Source organism: Streptomyces sp. NPDC030165, from assembly GCF_055573595.1.
Genome location: NZ_JBVIBD010000003.1, coordinates 383,850 through 399,895 on the forward strand (window position 1 = coordinate 383,850; position 16,046 = coordinate 399,895).

Below are 16,046 nucleotides of genomic sequence, written 5' to 3' on the forward strand. Positions count from 1 at the left end.
AACGTCCGGACAGCCCTGTTGCTGTCGGGCCTTCGGCGGAGCCCGCCGTACGCCGGCACCCCCTCGGCCGCCGAGAACCCAGCACGTAGTCGGAAAGGATCACAGTCATGCGCGAATTACCGCCGCACACCGCGGCCGAGAGGGCGGCCACGCCCGGCCTGCCCGGTACCGGACCCGGTGACTGCCTGGTGGACCTGCTGCTGAACGCCGCCGAAAACCACCCCGCCTCCGGTGTGCTCTGCCTCGCCGACGACGGAGCGGACGCGGCACCCCTGCTCACGTACCCCGAACTGCTCCAGGCGGCGAGCCGTACGGCGGGCGGACTGCGGGCCGCTGGACTGGGGCCCGGGGACCGGGTCGCGCTCCTCCTGGAGCGCGCCGAGGACTTCATACCCGCCTTCTGGGGCTGTGTGCTGGGCGGTTACGTGCCCTGCCCGCTGGTACCGCTGAGAACGGACGCCGAACGGTGGGCCGCGCAGCTGACGCATGTGAACACCCTGCTCGACGGGCCCCTGCTGGTGACGACCGGAAGCCTGAAGGGCGAACTGCCCGAGGTCCCGGGGCTGGCGGTGACCTGCGTGGACGACCTGTCGTCGGCCGACCCCGCGGCGGACTTCCACCGCGCCGCCCCGGACGACCTCGCGCTGCTCGTGCTCACCTCGGGATCCACGGGCGCCGCCAAGGCCGTGATGCTGACGCACGGCAACCTGCTGGCGTCGATGCGGGGCAAGAACGGCCACCATGAGCTGCGCCCCGACGACACCACGCTGAACTGGATATCGTTCGACCACGTGGCGGCACTGCTGGAGTGCCACCTGCTGCCGCTGTCCGTCGGCGCCACCCAGGTCCACATCGGTCCGGAGGCGATCCTGGAGGAACCGCTGCGGTTCATCCGGCTGATCGACACCCATCGCGTCACGGTCACCTTCACCCCCAACTTCCTGCTCGGCCACATCAACAGCGCGCTGGAGCGGCCGCCGGCCGGCTTCGCCCCCGACCTGAGCTGCCTGCGCCACATCGTGAGCGGCGGCGAGGCCGTCGTGTGCGCGACCGGACTCGCCTTCCTCGACCGGCTGGCGCCGTACGGCCTGGACCGCGGCGCGTTGTGGCCCGCCTTCGGCATGACGGAGACCTGCGCCGGCAGCATCTACTCCCGGGAGTTCCCCGCGGCGGACGCCGGGCAGGAGTTCGCGTCCCTGGGAACCGCGGTCAGCGGCCTGGAGATGCGCACGGTCGACGACGATGATGTGCCGCTGACCGACGGCACGGCCGGTGAGCTGCAACTGCGCGGCCCCATGGTGTGCACCGGTTACTACAACAACGACGGGGCGACCCGGCAGGCGTTCACGGACGACGGCTGGTTCCGCACCGGCGACCTGGGCACGCTGACCGACGGCCGGCTCACGCTGGTGGGGCGCAGCAAGGACAGCATCATCATCAACGGCGTCAACTACTTCAGCCACGACCTGGAGACGGTGCTGGAGCAGCTCGACGGTGTCGAGCCGTCGTACGTCGCCGCCTTCCCCATCCGCCGGCCCGGCAGCGACACCGAGCAGCTCGTCGTCGCCTTCGCGCCGTCGGCACCGCTCGACGCGGCCCTTCCGGGGGCCGAGGCCACCGACGACCGTTCCGAGGCCGACGACCGTACGGGGACAGCCGACGACCAGGCGGTCACCTCCGGCGACCGCGCCGAGGCCGAACTGCACCGCCTGCTCGTCGCGGTCCGCGGCGGCATCGTCCTGCACTGGGGGTTCCGACCGACGCTCCTGCTGCCGCTGCCGGCCGACGCCTTTCCCAAGACCAGCCTCGGCAAGATCCAGCGCGCGCTGCTGCGCAAGCGTCTGGAGAGCGGCGAACTGGCAGTGTACGAGCGGCATGTGGCCGAGCTGACCGCACGCCGGCTCGGAGGGCGTGCGGCGCCGGAGGGCGACACCGAGACCACACTGGCCAAGATCTACGCCGAGCTGTTCGATGCCGACTCCGAAACCCTCAGCGCCACCGCGAGCTTCTTCGAACTCGGCGGCACCTCCCTGGACATCCTGCGCCTGAAGAGCCAGGTCGAGCGCACCTTCGGCATCACGAACCTGCCGGTACTGGACATCCTGCGCGCCCCGTCCGTCCGCGATCTGGCCCAGCGGCTCGACGCCGGCCAGAAAGCCGGCCCCGCCGCGTACGACCCGCTCATACCGCTGCAGACCACCGGCAGCAAGACCCCGCTGTTCTGCGTGCACCCCGGCGTCGGCGAAGTCCTCGTCTTCGTCAACCTGGCCGCGTACTTCACGCAGGAGCGGCCGTTCTACGCGCTGCGGGCCCGCGGCTTCAACGCCGGGGAGAGCTACTTCACCGAGTTCGACGAGATGGTGCAGTGCTACGTGCGGGCCATCCGCGAGCGGCAGCCGCACGGCCCGTACGCCGTCGCCGGGTACTCCTACGGCGGAGCGGTGGCCTTCGAGATCGCGAAGGTGCTGGAGGCGCAGGGTGAGCGGGTCGACTTCGTCGGGATCTTCAACCTGCCGCCGCACATCAAGCCGCGTATGGAAGAGCTGGACTTCATCGAGGGCGCGGTCAACCTGGCGTTCTTCCTCGACCTGATCGACAAGGAGCAGTCCGAGCGGCTCCCCGCCGAGCTGCGGGCCCTTCCCGCCGGCCGCGACCCCCTCGAAGAGCTGCTCTCCTACGCGCCCGCCGGGCGGCTGGCCGAACTCGACCTGGACCTGCCCGCGTTCGCCGCATGGGCGGAACTGGCACAGTCGCTGCTGACCATGGGCCGTACGTACGAGCCGGGCGGCAGCGTGGAACGGCTCACCGTCTTCTACGCCATCCCCATCCGCGGCACCAAGGAGGACTGGCTCAACCTCCAGCTCAAGAAGTGGGACGGCTTCAGCCGGAGCCCGGTGACGTACATCGACGTACCCGGCGAGCACTACACGCTGATGGGGCACCAGCACGTCGCCGCCTTCCAGGACATCCTGCGCCGGGAACTGGACCAGTCGCTCGGCGGCAACTGAACCCGGCCCTACGACGTGCCGCCCAAGCCCGCAGTGCCCGGCGGCCCGTACGCGAACGCGAACGCGACCACAGCGAAGGAGAATCCGTGCTGACGGGAAAGAAGATCCTGATAACCGGGGCGACCGGACAGGTGGCGCGGCCGGTGGCCGAGGCGCTGGCCCGGGACAACGATGTCTGGTGCCTGGGCCGCTTCGGCGACACCGCGGCCGAGCGCGCCCTGACCGACCAGGGCATGCGCACCCGGCGCTGGGACATGGGCACGGACGGCCTCGACGGGCTGCCGGACGACTTCACCCACGTACTGCACTCGGCCGTGCACCGCGGGGACGGCAGCGACTTCGAGGACGCGGTGGCGGTCAACTCGGTGGCCACCGGGCGCCTGATGACCCACTGCCGTCGCGCTGAATCGTTTCTCTTCATCTCCACCGGCGCGATCTACGCCTCCCAGGGGCTCGACCACCACTACACCGAGACCGACCCGCTCGGCGGCCGCGCCCCCTGGCTGCCCACCTACCCCGTGGGCAAGCTCGCCGCCGAAGGCACCGTACGCGCCTTCGCCGCGACACTCGGCCTGCCCACGACCATCGCCCGCCTCAACGTGGCCTACGGGCCGTACGGCCACGGCGGCGTACCGGTACTGCTGTACCGGCAGCTGCTGGCCGGCCGGCCCATCGAGATGCCGCCCGGCGGCCAGCACCTGTGCAGCCCGATCCACACCGACGACATCGCCCGCCAGGTGCCGCTCCTGTGGGACGCGGCCGGTGTGCCCGCCCAGGTCGTGAACTGGGGCGGCGACGAGGCCGTGGGCGTCCGGGACCTGATGACGTACGTCTCGGAGATCACCGGGATACCGGTCGAGTTCACCGAGACCGGAATCTCCCGCGAGACCAACGCCTTCGACAACACACGGCGCCGCGCCCTGATCGGCGACTGCCGGGTCGACTGGCGCACCGGCATCCGCCGCACCCTCGCGGCGCACTTCCCGGACACCGCACTCGCCACCCCGCAGCCATGACCACAGTTCCTGGAGGAAGCGCACCATGCCCACGCACACCGAGACCATCCGCTCCGCCTACGCCGCGTTCCACCGCCGCGACCTCGACGGCGTCCTCGCGTTCTTCGCCACCGACATCCTGTGGACCCACCCCGACGGTATGGACGCCTACGGGCTCGGCGGCACCAAGAAGGGCCACCGGGAGGTCCGGGAGTTCATGGCCCGCGTACCGGGCGTGTTCAGCGAGATGCGCCCCGAACCGGAGGAGTTCATCGAGTCCGGGGACCGGGTCGCGGTCTTCGGGCGGCACCACATGCGCGGCGCGCGCAGCGGAGTGAGCGGCACCGTGAAATTCGTGCACTCCTGGCGTATCGCCGACGGCAAGGCGACGCACTTCGAGGACTACTTCGATTCGGCGCAGGTGGTGGGGTTGCTGGAACCGGCGGGCCCCGCCGGCGACCCGGCCGGCGACATCCTCCGGACCGGCCTGGGCTTCTGGAACTCCAAGGTGCTGATGTCCGCCTGCGAACTGGGCGTCTTCACCGAACTGGCCCGCGCCGGAAGGCCCCTGGACGCCGACGAACTCCGTACCCGCATCGGAATACACCCGCGCGGCGCCCTCGACTTCTTCGACGCCCTGGTCTCGATGAACCTGCTCGACCGCGAAGCGGGCCGCTACCGCAACACCGGCACCGCCGACGCCGTCCTGGACAGCAGCAAGCCCGAGCACTACATCGGCGCCATCCTGGAGTTCATCAGCGAACACGACTACGCGCCCTGGGGACACCTCACCGAGGCGCTGCGCACCGGCGCGCCGCAGACCAACGTGCCCGAGGACGGCAGCGACCCGTTCGAGGAGCTGTACGCCGACCCGGAGCGGCTGCGACGGTTCCAGCGGGCCATGACCAGCGGCTCCCTGCCGACCATCACGGCCCTGACCGAAGCCTTCGACTGGTCGCGGCACCGCACCGTCGCCGACATCGGCTGCTCGGAAGGCGCCCTGCTCGCCCACGTCCTGCGCGCCCACCCCCACCTCACCGGCACCGGCTTCGACCTGCCGCCGGTCGGCCCCACCGTCGACGAGACGGTGGCCGCCACCGGTCTCGGCGACCGCATGACCTTCGTACCCGGCAGCTTCCTGACCGACGAACTGCCCCGCGCCGACGTGCTCGTCCTCAGCCAGATCCTGCACGACTGGGACCTGGACACCAAGCGGATGCTGCTGCGCAAGGCGTACGACGCACTGCCCGACGGCGGTGCCGTGGTGATCGCCGACGCGCTGATCGACGACGAACGCCGGCACAACACCTTCGGCCTGCTGATGAGCCTGCACATGCTCGTCCAGAGCCCCGGCGGCTTCGACTACACGGGCGCGGACGGCATCGGCTGGCTGAAGGAGGCCGGCTTCCGCGACTGCCGGGTCCAGCCGCTGCCGGGGCCGCGCTCGCTGGTCGTGGGCGTCAAGTGACCGGTGGCCTGTACGCCCCGTACCGCGGCGGCGCCCCGTACCGCCCGTACTGCTGCGGCGACCCGCACCGGCCGCACCCGCCGCACCGCGTCCGCAGCCGGCACGAAGGAGCCAGACCATGACCACAGCCCTGATCGTCGGCGGCGGCATCGCCGGCCCCGCCACCGCGATGGCCCTGCACAAGGCCGGCATCCGGTCCGTCGTCCACGAGGCGTACGACATCGGCGCGGACGAGGCAGGCGCCTTCGTCACCCTCATGGAGAACGGCCTGGACGCGCTGCGGGCCATCGACGCCCTGGACCCCGTGCTGGACCGTTCCTTCCCCGCCGCCGGCGTGGACTTCATGAGCAGCTCAGGCCGTGCACTCGGCCGCGTCACCCTGGGGAACGGGCGGCCCGGCGAAGCGACCCCGCGCACCCTGCGCCGCTCGGCGCTGTACCGCGTGCTGTACGAGGAGGCCGCCCGGCGCGGCATCAGCGTCGAACACGGCAAGCGGTTCGCAGGAGCCACGACCACCCCCGACGGCCGGGTGGTGGCCTCCTTCGCGGACGGCAGCACCGCGGAGGGCGACCTGCTGATCGGGGCCGACGGGCTGCGCTCCACCACCCGGCAGGTGATCGACCCCGACGCGCCCGGCCCCCGCTACACAGGCCTGAACACCGTCTTCGGATACACCCGGGACAGCGCCGCCCCGGCCTCGCCCGACGGCTACCGCATGATCTACGGCAAGCGGTCCTTCGTCGGCTACACCACTGCACCGGACGGCGAGACCTGGTGGTTCGTCAACATGCCGGGCCCCGAACTCACCCACGCCGACATCACCGGCACCACGAGCGACCAATGGCGGGAACGCCTGTTGGCCCTCTTCGCCCAGGACACCACCCCCGCCGCCGACCTCGTCGCCGCCACCGGCCCCACCATGATCAGCAGCAACACCTACGACCTGCCCCGGCTCCCCGTCTGGCAGAACGGGACGATGGTCGTCATCGGCGACGCCGCACACGCGGCCGCACACGCCGGGCAGGGCGGCTCCATGGCACTGGAGGACAGCGTGATCCTCGCCCAGTGCCTGCGTGACGTCCCCGGCACCCCGCAGGCGCTGAAGACCTACGAACACCTGCGCCGGGACCGTGTCGAACGCGTGGTGGCACTGAGCGCCCGGATGGGAGACGACAAGATGCCGTCCCGCCTCAAACGGGTCCTGCGTGACGCCATGATGCCCCGCCTGCTGGAACGCGGCCGCCCCGGAACGCCGGGCTGGCTGGCCGGACACCGCATCGACTGGGAGACGCCGGTGGGGGCGGCGTAAGGGCCGAGGCAGGCCGTGCCCGGCACCGGATCGGCCGGCGATCGCGTCGGCCGATCGGGTGGCGCCGCGGCCGGCGGTCGATTCAGGCGACAGGCTTGCCGGGCACGGCGTCCCTGAGCGCCGCCTGCCCCGCCGACCGGGGTTTCGCGTGGGGGAACGTTCCGAGTACGGCGAAGACGAACCGGTCCGTCGTCCCGGCCCGGCCCGACGGGCCCGGCCACCCGGCTCTCCCGGCCCTGTTGGCCCTCACCCGCCGGATCCTCGCGGACGGGAGGGCCGACGAGGCGATGAGCTCGTAAGTGGTGCGGGGCTGATGCGGAGTTCCGAAGATGACCGATGCGCTCCTGACCGGGCTGCTCGCGGGTTACGGGCAGAGGTCGGGTGAGAGAGGTGATCGCATGGGTGAACGCCGCGCCCCGACCATGGCGGCCGGCAACTCGTCAGTGCGGCCGTACTCGTACTCATCGCCCTGCGCGGCCCGGTGACCGCCGTGCGCGCCCACCGGGCCCCGGCGAACAGGCCGCCGGCCACCGGCACGTCACCGTCGCGTACGTGCACCAGCCTGGTCGGCCTGACGCTTCTCAACCCGGTGACGATCGCCTACTCCGCCGCTCTGGTCGTCGGCCGCCAGGCCGCTTCACCCTCGGCCGCCGCAAGTGCTGTCTTCGTGACCGCCGCCTTCGCGGCCTCGCTGAGCCGGCAGGTCCTCCTCGCCTCGGGCGGCGCCCTGCTCGGCCGACTCCTCACGGGCGAGCGGGGGCGCCTGACCATGGCCGTCGTCGGCAACAGCGTGATCCTGCTGCTGGCCGCCCGTCTCGCCTGGACGGCCATGGTCAGACACACCCGATACGGCCGGGCCTGAGGGGGCTACGGAATGAAGCTCTCCCGGCGGTCTACTTGGCGCAGGTCCGGTCGTTCGCCGGCGGAGTGCCGGTGGCCAGGTACTGGTTGACCTCGGCGTCCGCGCAGGCGCTGCCGTGTCCACCGTGGATGCCGTGAGAGTTGGCGCCCTGGAGGGTGACCGGCTTGGAACTCGGCAGCAGGCCGTGCAGCGCGACACCGCTCCGGTCCGTGGTGCGCGGATCGCCGGTGGCGGCCACGATCAGGACCGGGACGTCACGCCGTACTCGGGTGGGCTCTTCGCGCGGCCGGCCCCAGCGGGGCGTCGTGCCGGGCCCTCGCTGCCGCGGGTGCGGTGGCCGCGGCCAGGGTGGGGGAGACACCGAGGCAGGTGGCGAGAGTCAGGCCGACGGCCGTGGTGCGGCGCGCGGCCGGTCTGGGAACGGTCATATGGACTCCCCGGGCCGACGGTCCCCGCCGGGGGCGCAGAAGGCGGTCTCGGCGGTGGCCCGGTAGTCGGCTTCGGCCTGTGCGGTGCCGGGGACCGCGGTGAGGGCGAGGGCGATGCTGCGGCCACCGGGGCCGACAGCGCCCAACGCGCGGTGTCCGCCGGGCACCGTCCCGCTGTGCCCCCACCACCAGCCGCCGCACTCCAGCGGTGTGGCGATCAGGCCGAGTCCGTACCGGGCGCCGGGCCACAGCCGTTCGGGGTCGGCGGCCACGGTGTGCTTCATCTCGGCGAGCCAGCGCGCGGGCAGCAACTCCCCGCCGAACAGGGCGCGGAAGAAGCGGTCCACGTCGGCGGGTGTGGAGACCAGCGCGCCGCCCGCACCCCCGAAGGCCATGTTCCACGCGGTGCCGTCGGCCAACGGCGCGTCCGGCTCGTCGGTGGCCTGGAAGTAACTGTGCGAGTGCGAACCGCGTATGCGCGTACCGTCCCCGGGCCAGTAGGTGTCGCGCAGACCGAGAGGCTTGAGGACCCGACGGGTCACCTCCGCCTCGATGCCGTGCCCGGTGACCTTCTCGACGATGAGCCCCGCGAGGAGATAATTGGTCGTCGAGTAGTGCCACGCCTTCTCGGGGCGCGGCATCTTCAACGCGGTGGCGATCAGCTCGCGGGGCTCGAAGTGGCGGAACCGCCACTGCTCCAAGGGCAGCTGGACGAGGGACGCGGTGTAGTCGGGGAGACCGCTGGTGTGCTGGAGCAACTGCCGTACGGTGATCATGCGGCCGTCGTACCCGGCACCCCGGATCAGGCCGGGCAGGTAGCGCTCGACCGGTGTGTCCAGCCCGATCCGGCCTTCCGCGGCGAGCTGTAGGACGACCGTGGCGGTGAACGTCTTGGTCACGCTGCCGATCCTGTACCGGTCTTCGGCACGCATCGGACGCGCGGTCTCCCGGTCGGCGACCCCACGGGCGGCGTCCCACCGGCCGCAGCCCGGGTCGGTCACCTCGGCGGCGACACCCGGTATCCCGTGCCGGGTGACGAGTGTGTCCAGGGAGGCGGTGAGCGTGCCGCGCGCCGCCTCACAGGCCGGTGACCCGGCCGGCCGTCTGGCGGTGTCCGACGCGCCCGTCGCTCCCGCCGCAGGGGCCGCGAGGGCCAGTACGACCGACGCCGTCGCCAACGCCGCCGCGCACCGGCCCGGTCGGCGGATCCCGGCGGACGATTTCTTCGCAAGCTTCTGTGTGTGTCTCACATCGTCAGACGCTAGAGACACAAGCGTTCTTATTCACTGCGGTTTTCCCCACAACACCGGCGTACCCAGCCCCTTGTGCATCTCGACCGGATCGCGCCGCATCAGCCCGCCGTACCCCGGCCCCGGCATTTACGCAGGTCACTCTGGCAACTCCGCGCATCTCGGGCCGACACGACCGGTCCACCCGAAGCCGTCCGTGGGGGCGCGCAGTTCGGCCCTTGCGCCGGAAGTGCCCCGTGTAGTCCGCTGTCTCTCATGGTGAAGCGGAGCATTGCCACACTGATCGCCGTCCTGGCCACCGGTTCCCTGGCCACGGGCGCACCCACCTCACGCGCGGAAGCCGCCGAGCCCGCGACGGACAGCCCGCCCCCGTCCGCCGGCTCGTCCTTGCTGCCGGGCATCGACCTCGACACCGTGACAATCCCGGAACTGCAGACACGTATGGCGGACGGCTCGCTGACCTCCGCGGCGCTGACCCGGGCCTACCTACAGCGGATCAGGACCGTCGACCCGAAGATCAACGCGGTCCTGCGCACCGACCCCACGGCCCTGCGCCAGGCGGCCGCCAGCGACGCCAGACACCGGCGCGGCGACACCCTGGGACCGCTGGACGGCATACCCGTCCTGCTCAAGGACAACGTGGACACCCGCGACCTGCCCACCACGGCCGGGTCACTGGCACTGGCCGGCCGCCCGCCGGCCACCGACGCCGCCCTCGTGACGCGGCTCCGCAAGGCGGGCGCGGTCATCCTGGGCAAGACGAACCTGTCGGAGTGGGCGAACTTCCGCTCGACGAAGCCGACGTCCGGCTGGTCGGCGGTCGGCGGGCAGACCCACAACCCGTACGTCCTGGACCGCAACCCGTGCGGGTCGTCCTCCGGTTCGGCCGCCGCGCTCGCCGCGTCGCTGTCGCAGGTGGCGATCGGTACCGAGACGGACGGTTCGATCGTGTGCCCGGCCGGGATGAACGGGGTGGTCGGCCACAAGCCCAGCCTCGGACTGGTCAGCGGAGCCGGCGTCGTACCGATCTCCGCCGAGCAGGACACCGCGGGGCCCATGGCCCGTAACGTCACCGACGCCGCGCTCACCCTCGCGGTGCTCAGCGGCGGCGGCACCGGGGACCACGAGGACGCCGCCCGCGCACTCGCGGACGTGGCGCGGCAGCACCCCGGCGCGCTGCGCGGCAAACGGATCGGCCTGTGGCGGCTGCCGTCGCTCGGCGCCGAGGTGGACGCCGTGATGACCCGTACGGCCGCGAAGCTGCGCAAGGCCGGCGCCGAGGTCGTCGAGGTGACGCCCCCGTACCAGCAGCGGCTCGCCGAACTCGAATTCCCGGCCCTGCTCAGCGAGTTCCACCGGGACATCGACGCCTACCTCGCCACCCGCAAGGGGCCGCGGGACCTCGCCGAACTGATCGATTTCAACCGCACCCACCCGGCCGAACAGACCTGCTTCGCCGGTCAGGAACTGTTCGAGCAGGCCCTCGCCGCTCCTCCCACCACCGATCCGAAGTACCGGGCCATGCGCGCCGAGCTGAAGGACCTCTCCCGGCGGTCCATCGACGAGACCCTGAGCGCCCACCACCTGGACGCCATCGCCGCGCCGACGAACCCGCCCGCCTGGACGACCGACTGCGCGCGAGGCGACAACGACGTGATCCCGTCCTCCACCCCCGCGGCCGTCGCCGGCTACCCGTCACTGTCCGTCCCCGCCGGAACCGTGCAGGAACTGCCCGTCGGCCTGCTCCTGACGGCCGGCAACCACCAGGACGCGAAGCTGCTGGCCCTGGGGGCCGCGGTGGAACACCGGCTCGACGCCTGGCGGGCACCGCGCTACCTGCCGTCACTGGGCAACGGCGACTCCCGGTGACACCGACCCACCGCCGCCTGCGCGCCTCGGCCGTGTCCGTACGCACGAGGAGCTAGCGCCCCGGCAGGCGGCGTCAGCCCGTGAAGCGGTGCCCACCGTTGAGCGGGTGCGTCACCGGGGTGCGTGCTCTTGATGTGCCGGCCGGAAGTCCTCGTACTGGACGTACTTGGGCTTTCGGCCGGTGCGGCGAAGGGGTACCCCTGTTTGAGCGGAGCCGCGAGCCTGGGGGCGCGTGCCGGGCGGCGCGCCGGGCGAACCTTGTCTGTCGGGGCGTCAGCGCGTGGCGAGCCGTTCCAGCAGAGCGGCGCTCCGTGCCAGCAATGTCCGCTCCTCCTTCGTGAGTTCGGCCTCGATGGCCTGCGCGAGCCAGCCGGCCCTGCGGCCGCGCTCCGCTTCGAGCGCGGCCCGGCCCGCCTCCGAGAGTTCGACCAGCGACTTGCGGCCGTCCGTGGGGTGCGCCCGGCGTGTGATCAGCTGCTGTTCCATGAGCAGCCCCACCGCCCGAGCCATCGACTGGGGGCGTACGCGCTGATCGGCGGCGAGGTCGCTGGTGGTCATGGCGCCGTTGCGGTCGAGTGCGCCGAGCACGGCGACCTGGCCCAGCGGGATGCGGTCCTCGTGTTTGACGCGTCGGGTGAGCTTGCTCATCGCGGTGCGCAGTTCGGCGGCGATGGCGGCGGCTTCCGAGGTGGGCATAGGGCATTTTACCCCGTTGATCAGCAAAGCTGTGCACCTGACCTGCGCAGCAATACTGTACAGCAATTCTGTACAGCAAAACTGTGCAGCATTGCTGTATGGTTTCGTGCTGTCGGGCTCAGCGCCAGCGTTGTCGCAGCCGGGGCCACGGCACACGACAACGGGAAGGACCTCCCATGTCCGCAGCGGCAGTCGCCACCGTCAACGCCGCCATCGAGACCGTCACCGCCCGCCGGATCATCGACAGTCGTGGCAACCCCACGGTCGAGGTCGACGTCGTCCTGACGGACGGGTCCCTGGGGCGCGCGGCTGTCCCCTCCGGCGCCTCCACCGGCGCCCGGGAGGCCGTGGAACTGCGCGACGAAGACTCCACGCGCTGGCACGGCAAGGGCGTCGACCGAGCGGTGGACCACGTCAACGGGGAGATCGCGGCGTCCGTGCGCGGCCGGGACGCGGCGGACCAGGCGGGACTCGACGCCGCGCTGGTCGCCCTGGACGGCACCGCCACGAAGTCCCGGCTCGGCGCCAACGCGGTCCTCGGCGTCTCCCTCGCCGCCGCCAAGGCCGCCGCGGCGGCCCACCGCCAGCCCCTCTACCGCTACCTCGGCGGCGCCGACGCCCGCCTCCTGCCGCTGCCGATGATGAACATCGTCAACGGCGGCGCCCACGCCGACAATCCGCTGGATTTCCAGGAGTTCATGATCGCGCCGGTGGGCGCGGACACTTTCGCCGAAGCCGTCCGCATGGGCAGCGAGGTCTTCCACACCCTGCGCCGCGATCTGCTGGCCGCCGGGCACTCCACGGGCGTCGGCGACGAGGGCGGCTTCGCGCCCGCGCTGCGTACCGCCGAGGAGGCCCTCGACTTCGTGATGACCGCCATCGAGCGCACCGGCTACCGCCCCGGCACGGACATCGGCCTGGTCATGGACCCGGCGTCGTCGGAATTCTTCCGCGACGGGATGTACGACTACGCGGGCGAGGGGGTGCGCCGCACCCCCTCCGAGCACGCCGACCACCTGGCCAAGCTCATCGACGCCTACCCGGTCGTCTCCATCGAGGACCCGATGGCGGAGAACGACCTGGACGGCTGGCGCGAGCTGACCGCCCGCGTCGGCGATCGCTGTCAGCTCACCGGCGACGACGTGTTCTGCACCAACGAGACGCTGCTGCGCGAGGGCATCCGCACCGGCGTCGGCAACTCGGTCCTGGTCAAGGTCAACCAGATCGGGACCCTGACCGAGGCGCTGGCCGCGGTGGCCACCGCCCACCAGGCAGGCTGGACGGCTGTCATGTCGCACCGCTCGGGCGAGACCGAGGACACCACCATCGCGGACCTGGCGGTGGCGACCGGCTGCGGTCAGATCAAGACCGGCTCGCTCTCCCGCTCCGACCGCACGGCGAAGTACAACCAACTGATCCGCATCGAAGAGGAACTGGGCGACTCGGCGCGCTTCGCGGGGCGCTCCGCACTGCGTCGGGCGTGAACAGCGGGCAGGAGTAGAGACCACGCGGGCCCCCGGTCGTGGTCGGGGGCCCGCTCAGGTGCCGGTGAGACACCTCTTTCTGGGCCGTGCCTTCCCCCTCCCCGTGTGACCTGAACCTTCTTGGTCCGGTGGGTCCGGTGGGCAGGGTCGGACCGGTCGGCACGACCGGCCGAAGGGATGGCCAGGGCAAGCGGCTGCTGCGCATCATTCGCAGGGGCACCGGGCCAATGGCGACCTGGCGGCGGGGCCAGACGGCACCGCTGTCCACGCAGGGCATGCCGGGGCCGAGGATCGCCGAGGGCATGGCCGACGACATCAGCCACGAGGGGTGTGGATGCGCGTACTGACATGGAATCTCTGGTGGCGGTTCGGCCCGTGGCAGGCGCGGCGCGAAGCCGTCCTCGCCGTGCTGCGCGACCTGCGGCCCGATGCCGTCGGGTTGCAGGAGGTCTGGGCCGACGGAGTGGAGAACCTCGCGCAATGGCTGGCGGACGACCTCGCCATGTCCTGGGCGTGGGCCCCGTCGCGAGCGCCGCAGCGCTGGCAGCGCAGGATCGGCGACCCGACGATCGGCCTCGGCAACGCCGTCCTCAGCCGGTGGCCCCTCCTGGACCAGGACGTGGCCCAACTGCCCGCGGCCCCGGGTGACGACGACGGCCGCCTAGCCCTGTACACCCGCCTGGACACCCCCACCCACCCGGTGCCGTTCTTCACCACACACCTGACGTCGGACGTCGACGCGTCCGCGGTGCGCTGCGCACAGGTCGCGGCGCTCGCCCGCTTCGTAGCGTCCCGTCGCTCCGGGACCGACTTCCCACCCGTGATCACCGGCGATCTCAACGCCTGGCCGGACTCGGACGAAGTGCGGCTCCTCGGCGGCTACAAGACCGCTCCCGCCGCCCCCGGCCAGGTCTTTCTCGACGCCTGGGAGTACGCGGACCCCGCGCAGACCTCGGCCACCTGGGACGCGGCCAACCCCTACCTCGCGGGGCGTCACGAGCCCAGCGTACGCATCGACTACCTTCACGTCGGTCCGCCCGGCCCCGGCGGACTCGGCCACGTCGAATCCGTCCGGCGCGTCGGAGACCGGGCGGTGAACGGCGTCCAGCCGTCCGACCACGCGGCCGTCCTCGCCGAGCTGAGCACCGCGGACGGCACCGACCAGTCCGCTGTGCCATGGTGACGGACGAGGCCGAGACGGACGACGCCGACGCCGTCCGTCGTCCACCATGCCGGGAGTTCCTATGGGTGCAGCCGTACGCAGAACCGTTCACGCCGCCGACGGCGAACATCTCAGCCTCTGCACCGTGACCCCGGAAACGGAGTGCGCCGGGGCCCGCGGCGTGGTCATCATGCACGGCGCCGGTGCCGGCGGCAAAGAGCGGAACCTGCCGCTGGCCGAGGACTTCGCCGCGTACGGACATCCTGCCGTCGCGCTGGACTTCTCCGGACACGGGGAAAGCACGGGCCGGCTGCCCGACCTCAGCCTCAGACGACGGCGCGACCAGGCCGCGGCCGTCATCGACGAGGTCTTCGACGCCGGACGCCCCTTGCTGCTGGTCGGGTTCAGTATGAGCGGCCAGACCGTCGCCGACCTGGTGGACCTGTACGGCGGACGGGTGGCGGCCGTCGTCCTCTGCGCGCCGGGGATCTACGGGAAGGACGCCTGGGATGTTCCGTTCGGCGCCGGATTCACCGAACTGATCCGGCGCCCGTACAGCTGGCGTGACAGCCAGGCCCTGGAGACGTACGCGCGGTTCGGCGGCCGCGCGCTCCTCGTCGTACCGGAACGGGACACGGTCATTCCCGACGGCGTCACCGAACTGATCCGCACCGCGCTGGACACCCGCGCCGACCTCTCCCAGCTCCGGCTCGCGGGCGCCGACCACCAGCTCGGCAGCTGGCTGGCCGCCCGGCCACAGGCACGCAAGGACATCATCGGCACACTGCTGCGACTGCCGTCCGCCGCCCGGAGCTCGTGACACGACCCTTCGCGACACTTGGCGGATGGACATTTACGAGGGCACCGCATGGCTGGAGTGGTGGGCCAATCGCTCGACGTGCCCGGGCTCGTTCGGTGTGCGCGTCACGGCCCGCGTCACCGGCAGCGACTGGACATGTGACGCGACCCTTGACGGCCGCTTGCCGGAGGCCGACCAAGAGGCTTTCGACTTCCTGATGGCCCTCGACCTGCTCTTCACCCTGCGCTTCGACGAGGGCGCCACGATCCTGGTCAACGCCGGTGCGACGGGTGACAGCGGCCGTCTCGCCCTCACCGTCTACGAGCCGTTGCAAGGGGAGCCAGCCGGTTCGAGACGGCCGACTGGCGCCGGCCTGACGGCCATCTAACGCTTACCTAACGGTGGCCATCCAACGCTCACCCGACGATGGCCACCGGACGAGCCCTGGGAACGACGGCCGACCGACGGCTGACCCTTGCCGACATCGAGGTGACCGGCCCGTACCAGAGCCGGTGCATCGGACGCACGCTGATGCGCCACGCCGTCGGGCCGCTGATGCCCCAGCCGAACACAGCGCCCAGCGGTGGTGGCCGATGAAGTACTGGTAGTGATCGGCGTGGGGGCCGCTGAGCCGGCGCCTGGGCGAGCAGGCCGTCGGCCTCGGCGAAGCGGAAGCTCGTACCACTTCCAGCGCGTCAGATCACTCTCAGTGCGCC

At 71.7% G+C, this 16,046-nt stretch carries 14 protein-coding genes; 10 read left to right on the top strand and 4 right to left on the bottom strand.

Annotation, left to right across the window (positions count from 1 at the left end):
- The first annotated feature begins 107 nt into the window (after window positions 1–107).
- From ACZ4Z1_RS08080 to ACZ4Z1_RS08100, 5 genes are all read left to right on the top strand, one after another.
- Entirely contained in the window at window positions 108–3,008 is a 2,901-nt protein-coding gene (locus ACZ4Z1_RS08080; RefSeq protein ID WP_468485733.1) for an alpha/beta fold hydrolase, read from the top strand.
- A gap of 89 nt (window positions 3,009–3,097) precedes the next feature.
- Entirely contained in the window at window positions 3,098–4,024 is a 927-nt protein-coding gene (locus ACZ4Z1_RS08085) for an NAD-dependent epimerase/dehydratase family protein (RefSeq protein WP_468485885.1), read from the top strand.
- A 25-nt stretch (window positions 4,025–4,049) separates the two neighbouring features.
- Window positions 4,050–5,471 carry a methyltransferase gene (locus ACZ4Z1_RS08090; protein WP_468485734.1) on the top strand — a complete coding sequence of 474 codons (1,422 nt, stop codon included), beginning with the start codon at window positions 4,050–4,052 and terminating at the stop codon, window positions 5,469–5,471.
- 118 nt (window positions 5,472–5,589) lie between these two features.
- A complete protein-coding gene (locus tag ACZ4Z1_RS08095) occupies window positions 5,590–6,780 on the top strand; it encodes an FAD-dependent oxidoreductase (protein WP_468485735.1) in 1,191 nt (396 codons plus the stop codon).
- A gap of 490 nt (window positions 6,781–7,270) precedes the next feature.
- Window positions 7,271–7,642 carry a hypothetical protein gene (locus ACZ4Z1_RS08100; protein ID WP_468485736.1) on the top strand — a complete coding sequence of 124 codons (372 nt, stop codon included), beginning with the start codon at window positions 7,271–7,273 and terminating at the stop codon, window positions 7,640–7,642.
- A 31-nt stretch (window positions 7,643–7,673) separates the two neighbouring features.
- Here the strand turns inward: ACZ4Z1_RS08100 and ACZ4Z1_RS08105 are convergent, their stop codons facing one another.
- The 3 genes from ACZ4Z1_RS08105 to ACZ4Z1_RS08115 are packed head-to-tail and all read right to left on the bottom strand — an operon-like array spanning window position 7,674 to window position 9,320.
- Window positions 7,674–7,880: an alpha/beta hydrolase gene (locus ACZ4Z1_RS08105; RefSeq protein WP_468485737.1), complete on the bottom strand. Its 207-nt coding sequence runs from the start codon at window positions 7,878–7,880 to the stop codon at window positions 7,674–7,676.
- A 16-nt stretch (window positions 7,881–7,896) separates the two neighbouring features.
- The gene (locus ACZ4Z1_RS08110; protein ID WP_468485738.1) at window positions 7,897–8,070 is read right to left on the bottom strand and encodes a hypothetical protein; all 174 of its coding nucleotides are present in this window, start codon (window positions 8,068–8,070) and stop codon (window positions 7,897–7,899) included.
- A complete protein-coding gene (locus ACZ4Z1_RS08115; RefSeq protein WP_468485739.1) occupies window positions 8,067–9,320 on the bottom strand; it encodes a serine hydrolase domain-containing protein in 1,254 nt (417 codons plus the stop codon). The genes ACZ4Z1_RS08110 and ACZ4Z1_RS08115 overlap by 4 nt, the downstream gene beginning before the upstream one ends.
- A 255-nt stretch (window positions 9,321–9,575) precedes the next feature.
- Here ACZ4Z1_RS08115 and ACZ4Z1_RS08120 point away from each other — a divergent pair, with 255 nt between their 5' ends.
- On the top strand, window positions 9,576–11,189 hold the full coding sequence (locus ACZ4Z1_RS08120) for an amidase (RefSeq protein WP_468485740.1): 1,614 nt from the start codon (window positions 9,576–9,578) through the stop codon (window positions 11,187–11,189).
- A gap of 273 nt (window positions 11,190–11,462) precedes the next feature.
- Here the strand turns inward: ACZ4Z1_RS08120 and ACZ4Z1_RS08125 are convergent, their stop codons facing one another.
- Window positions 11,463–11,885, bottom strand: a complete 423-nt coding sequence (locus ACZ4Z1_RS08125; RefSeq protein ID WP_468485741.1) for a MarR family winged helix-turn-helix transcriptional regulator — start codon at window positions 11,883–11,885, stop codon at window positions 11,463–11,465.
- A 176-nt stretch (window positions 11,886–12,061) separates the two neighbouring features.
- Here ACZ4Z1_RS08125 and eno point away from each other — a divergent pair, with 176 nt between their 5' ends.
- The 4 genes from eno (at window position 12,062) to ACZ4Z1_RS08145 (ending at window position 15,718) form a co-directional block, all read left to right on the top strand.
- Window positions 12,062–13,369, top strand: a complete 1,308-nt coding sequence (gene eno / locus ACZ4Z1_RS08130) for a phosphopyruvate hydratase (RefSeq protein ID WP_468485742.1) — start codon at window positions 12,062–12,064, stop codon at window positions 13,367–13,369.
- A 334-nt stretch (window positions 13,370–13,703) separates the two neighbouring features.
- Window positions 13,704–14,552: an endonuclease/exonuclease/phosphatase family protein gene (locus ACZ4Z1_RS08135; protein WP_468485743.1), complete on the top strand. Its 849-nt coding sequence runs from the start codon at window positions 13,704–13,706 to the stop codon at window positions 14,550–14,552.
- Between the two features lie 124 nt (window positions 14,553–14,676).
- A complete protein-coding gene (locus tag ACZ4Z1_RS08140) occupies window positions 14,677–15,351 on the top strand; it encodes an alpha/beta hydrolase (protein ID WP_468485744.1) in 675 nt (224 codons plus the stop codon).
- A 25-nt stretch (window positions 15,352–15,376) separates the two neighbouring features.
- Entirely contained in the window at window positions 15,377–15,718 is a 342-nt protein-coding gene (locus ACZ4Z1_RS08145; protein WP_468485745.1) for a hypothetical protein, read from the top strand.
- Window positions 15,719–16,046 lie beyond the last annotated feature (328 nt).

Bases quoted from the DNA above. Each gene is read 5' to 3' on its own strand.
- ACZ4Z1_RS08120 (WP_468485740.1), top strand. From the start codon at position 9,576: ATGGTGAAGCGGAGCATTGCCACACTGATCGCCGTCCTGGCCACCGGT.
- ACZ4Z1_RS08090 (WP_468485734.1), top strand. From the start codon at position 4,050: ATGCCCACGCACACCGAGACCATCCGCTCCGCCTACGCCGCGTTCCAC.
- ACZ4Z1_RS08095 (WP_468485735.1), top strand. From the start codon at position 5,590: ATGACCACAGCCCTGATCGTCGGCGGCGGCATCGCCGGCCCCGCCACC.
- ACZ4Z1_RS08110 (WP_468485738.1), bottom strand. From the start codon at position 8,070: ATGACCGTTCCCAGACCGGCCGCGCGCCGCACCACGGCCGTCGGCCTG.
- ACZ4Z1_RS08135 (WP_468485743.1), top strand. From the start codon at position 13,704: ATGCGCGTACTGACATGGAATCTCTGGTGGCGGTTCGGCCCGTGGCAG.
- eno (WP_468485742.1), top strand. From the start codon at position 12,062: ATGTCCGCAGCGGCAGTCGCCACCGTCAACGCCGCCATCGAGACCGTC.
- ACZ4Z1_RS08145 (WP_468485745.1), top strand. From the start codon at position 15,377: ATGGACATTTACGAGGGCACCGCATGGCTGGAGTGGTGGGCCAATCGC.
- ACZ4Z1_RS08125 (WP_468485741.1), bottom strand. From the start codon at position 11,885: ATGCCCACCTCGGAAGCCGCCGCCATCGCCGCCGAACTGCGCACCGCG.
- ACZ4Z1_RS08080 (WP_468485733.1), top strand. From the start codon at position 108: ATGCGCGAATTACCGCCGCACACCGCGGCCGAGAGGGCGGCCACGCCC.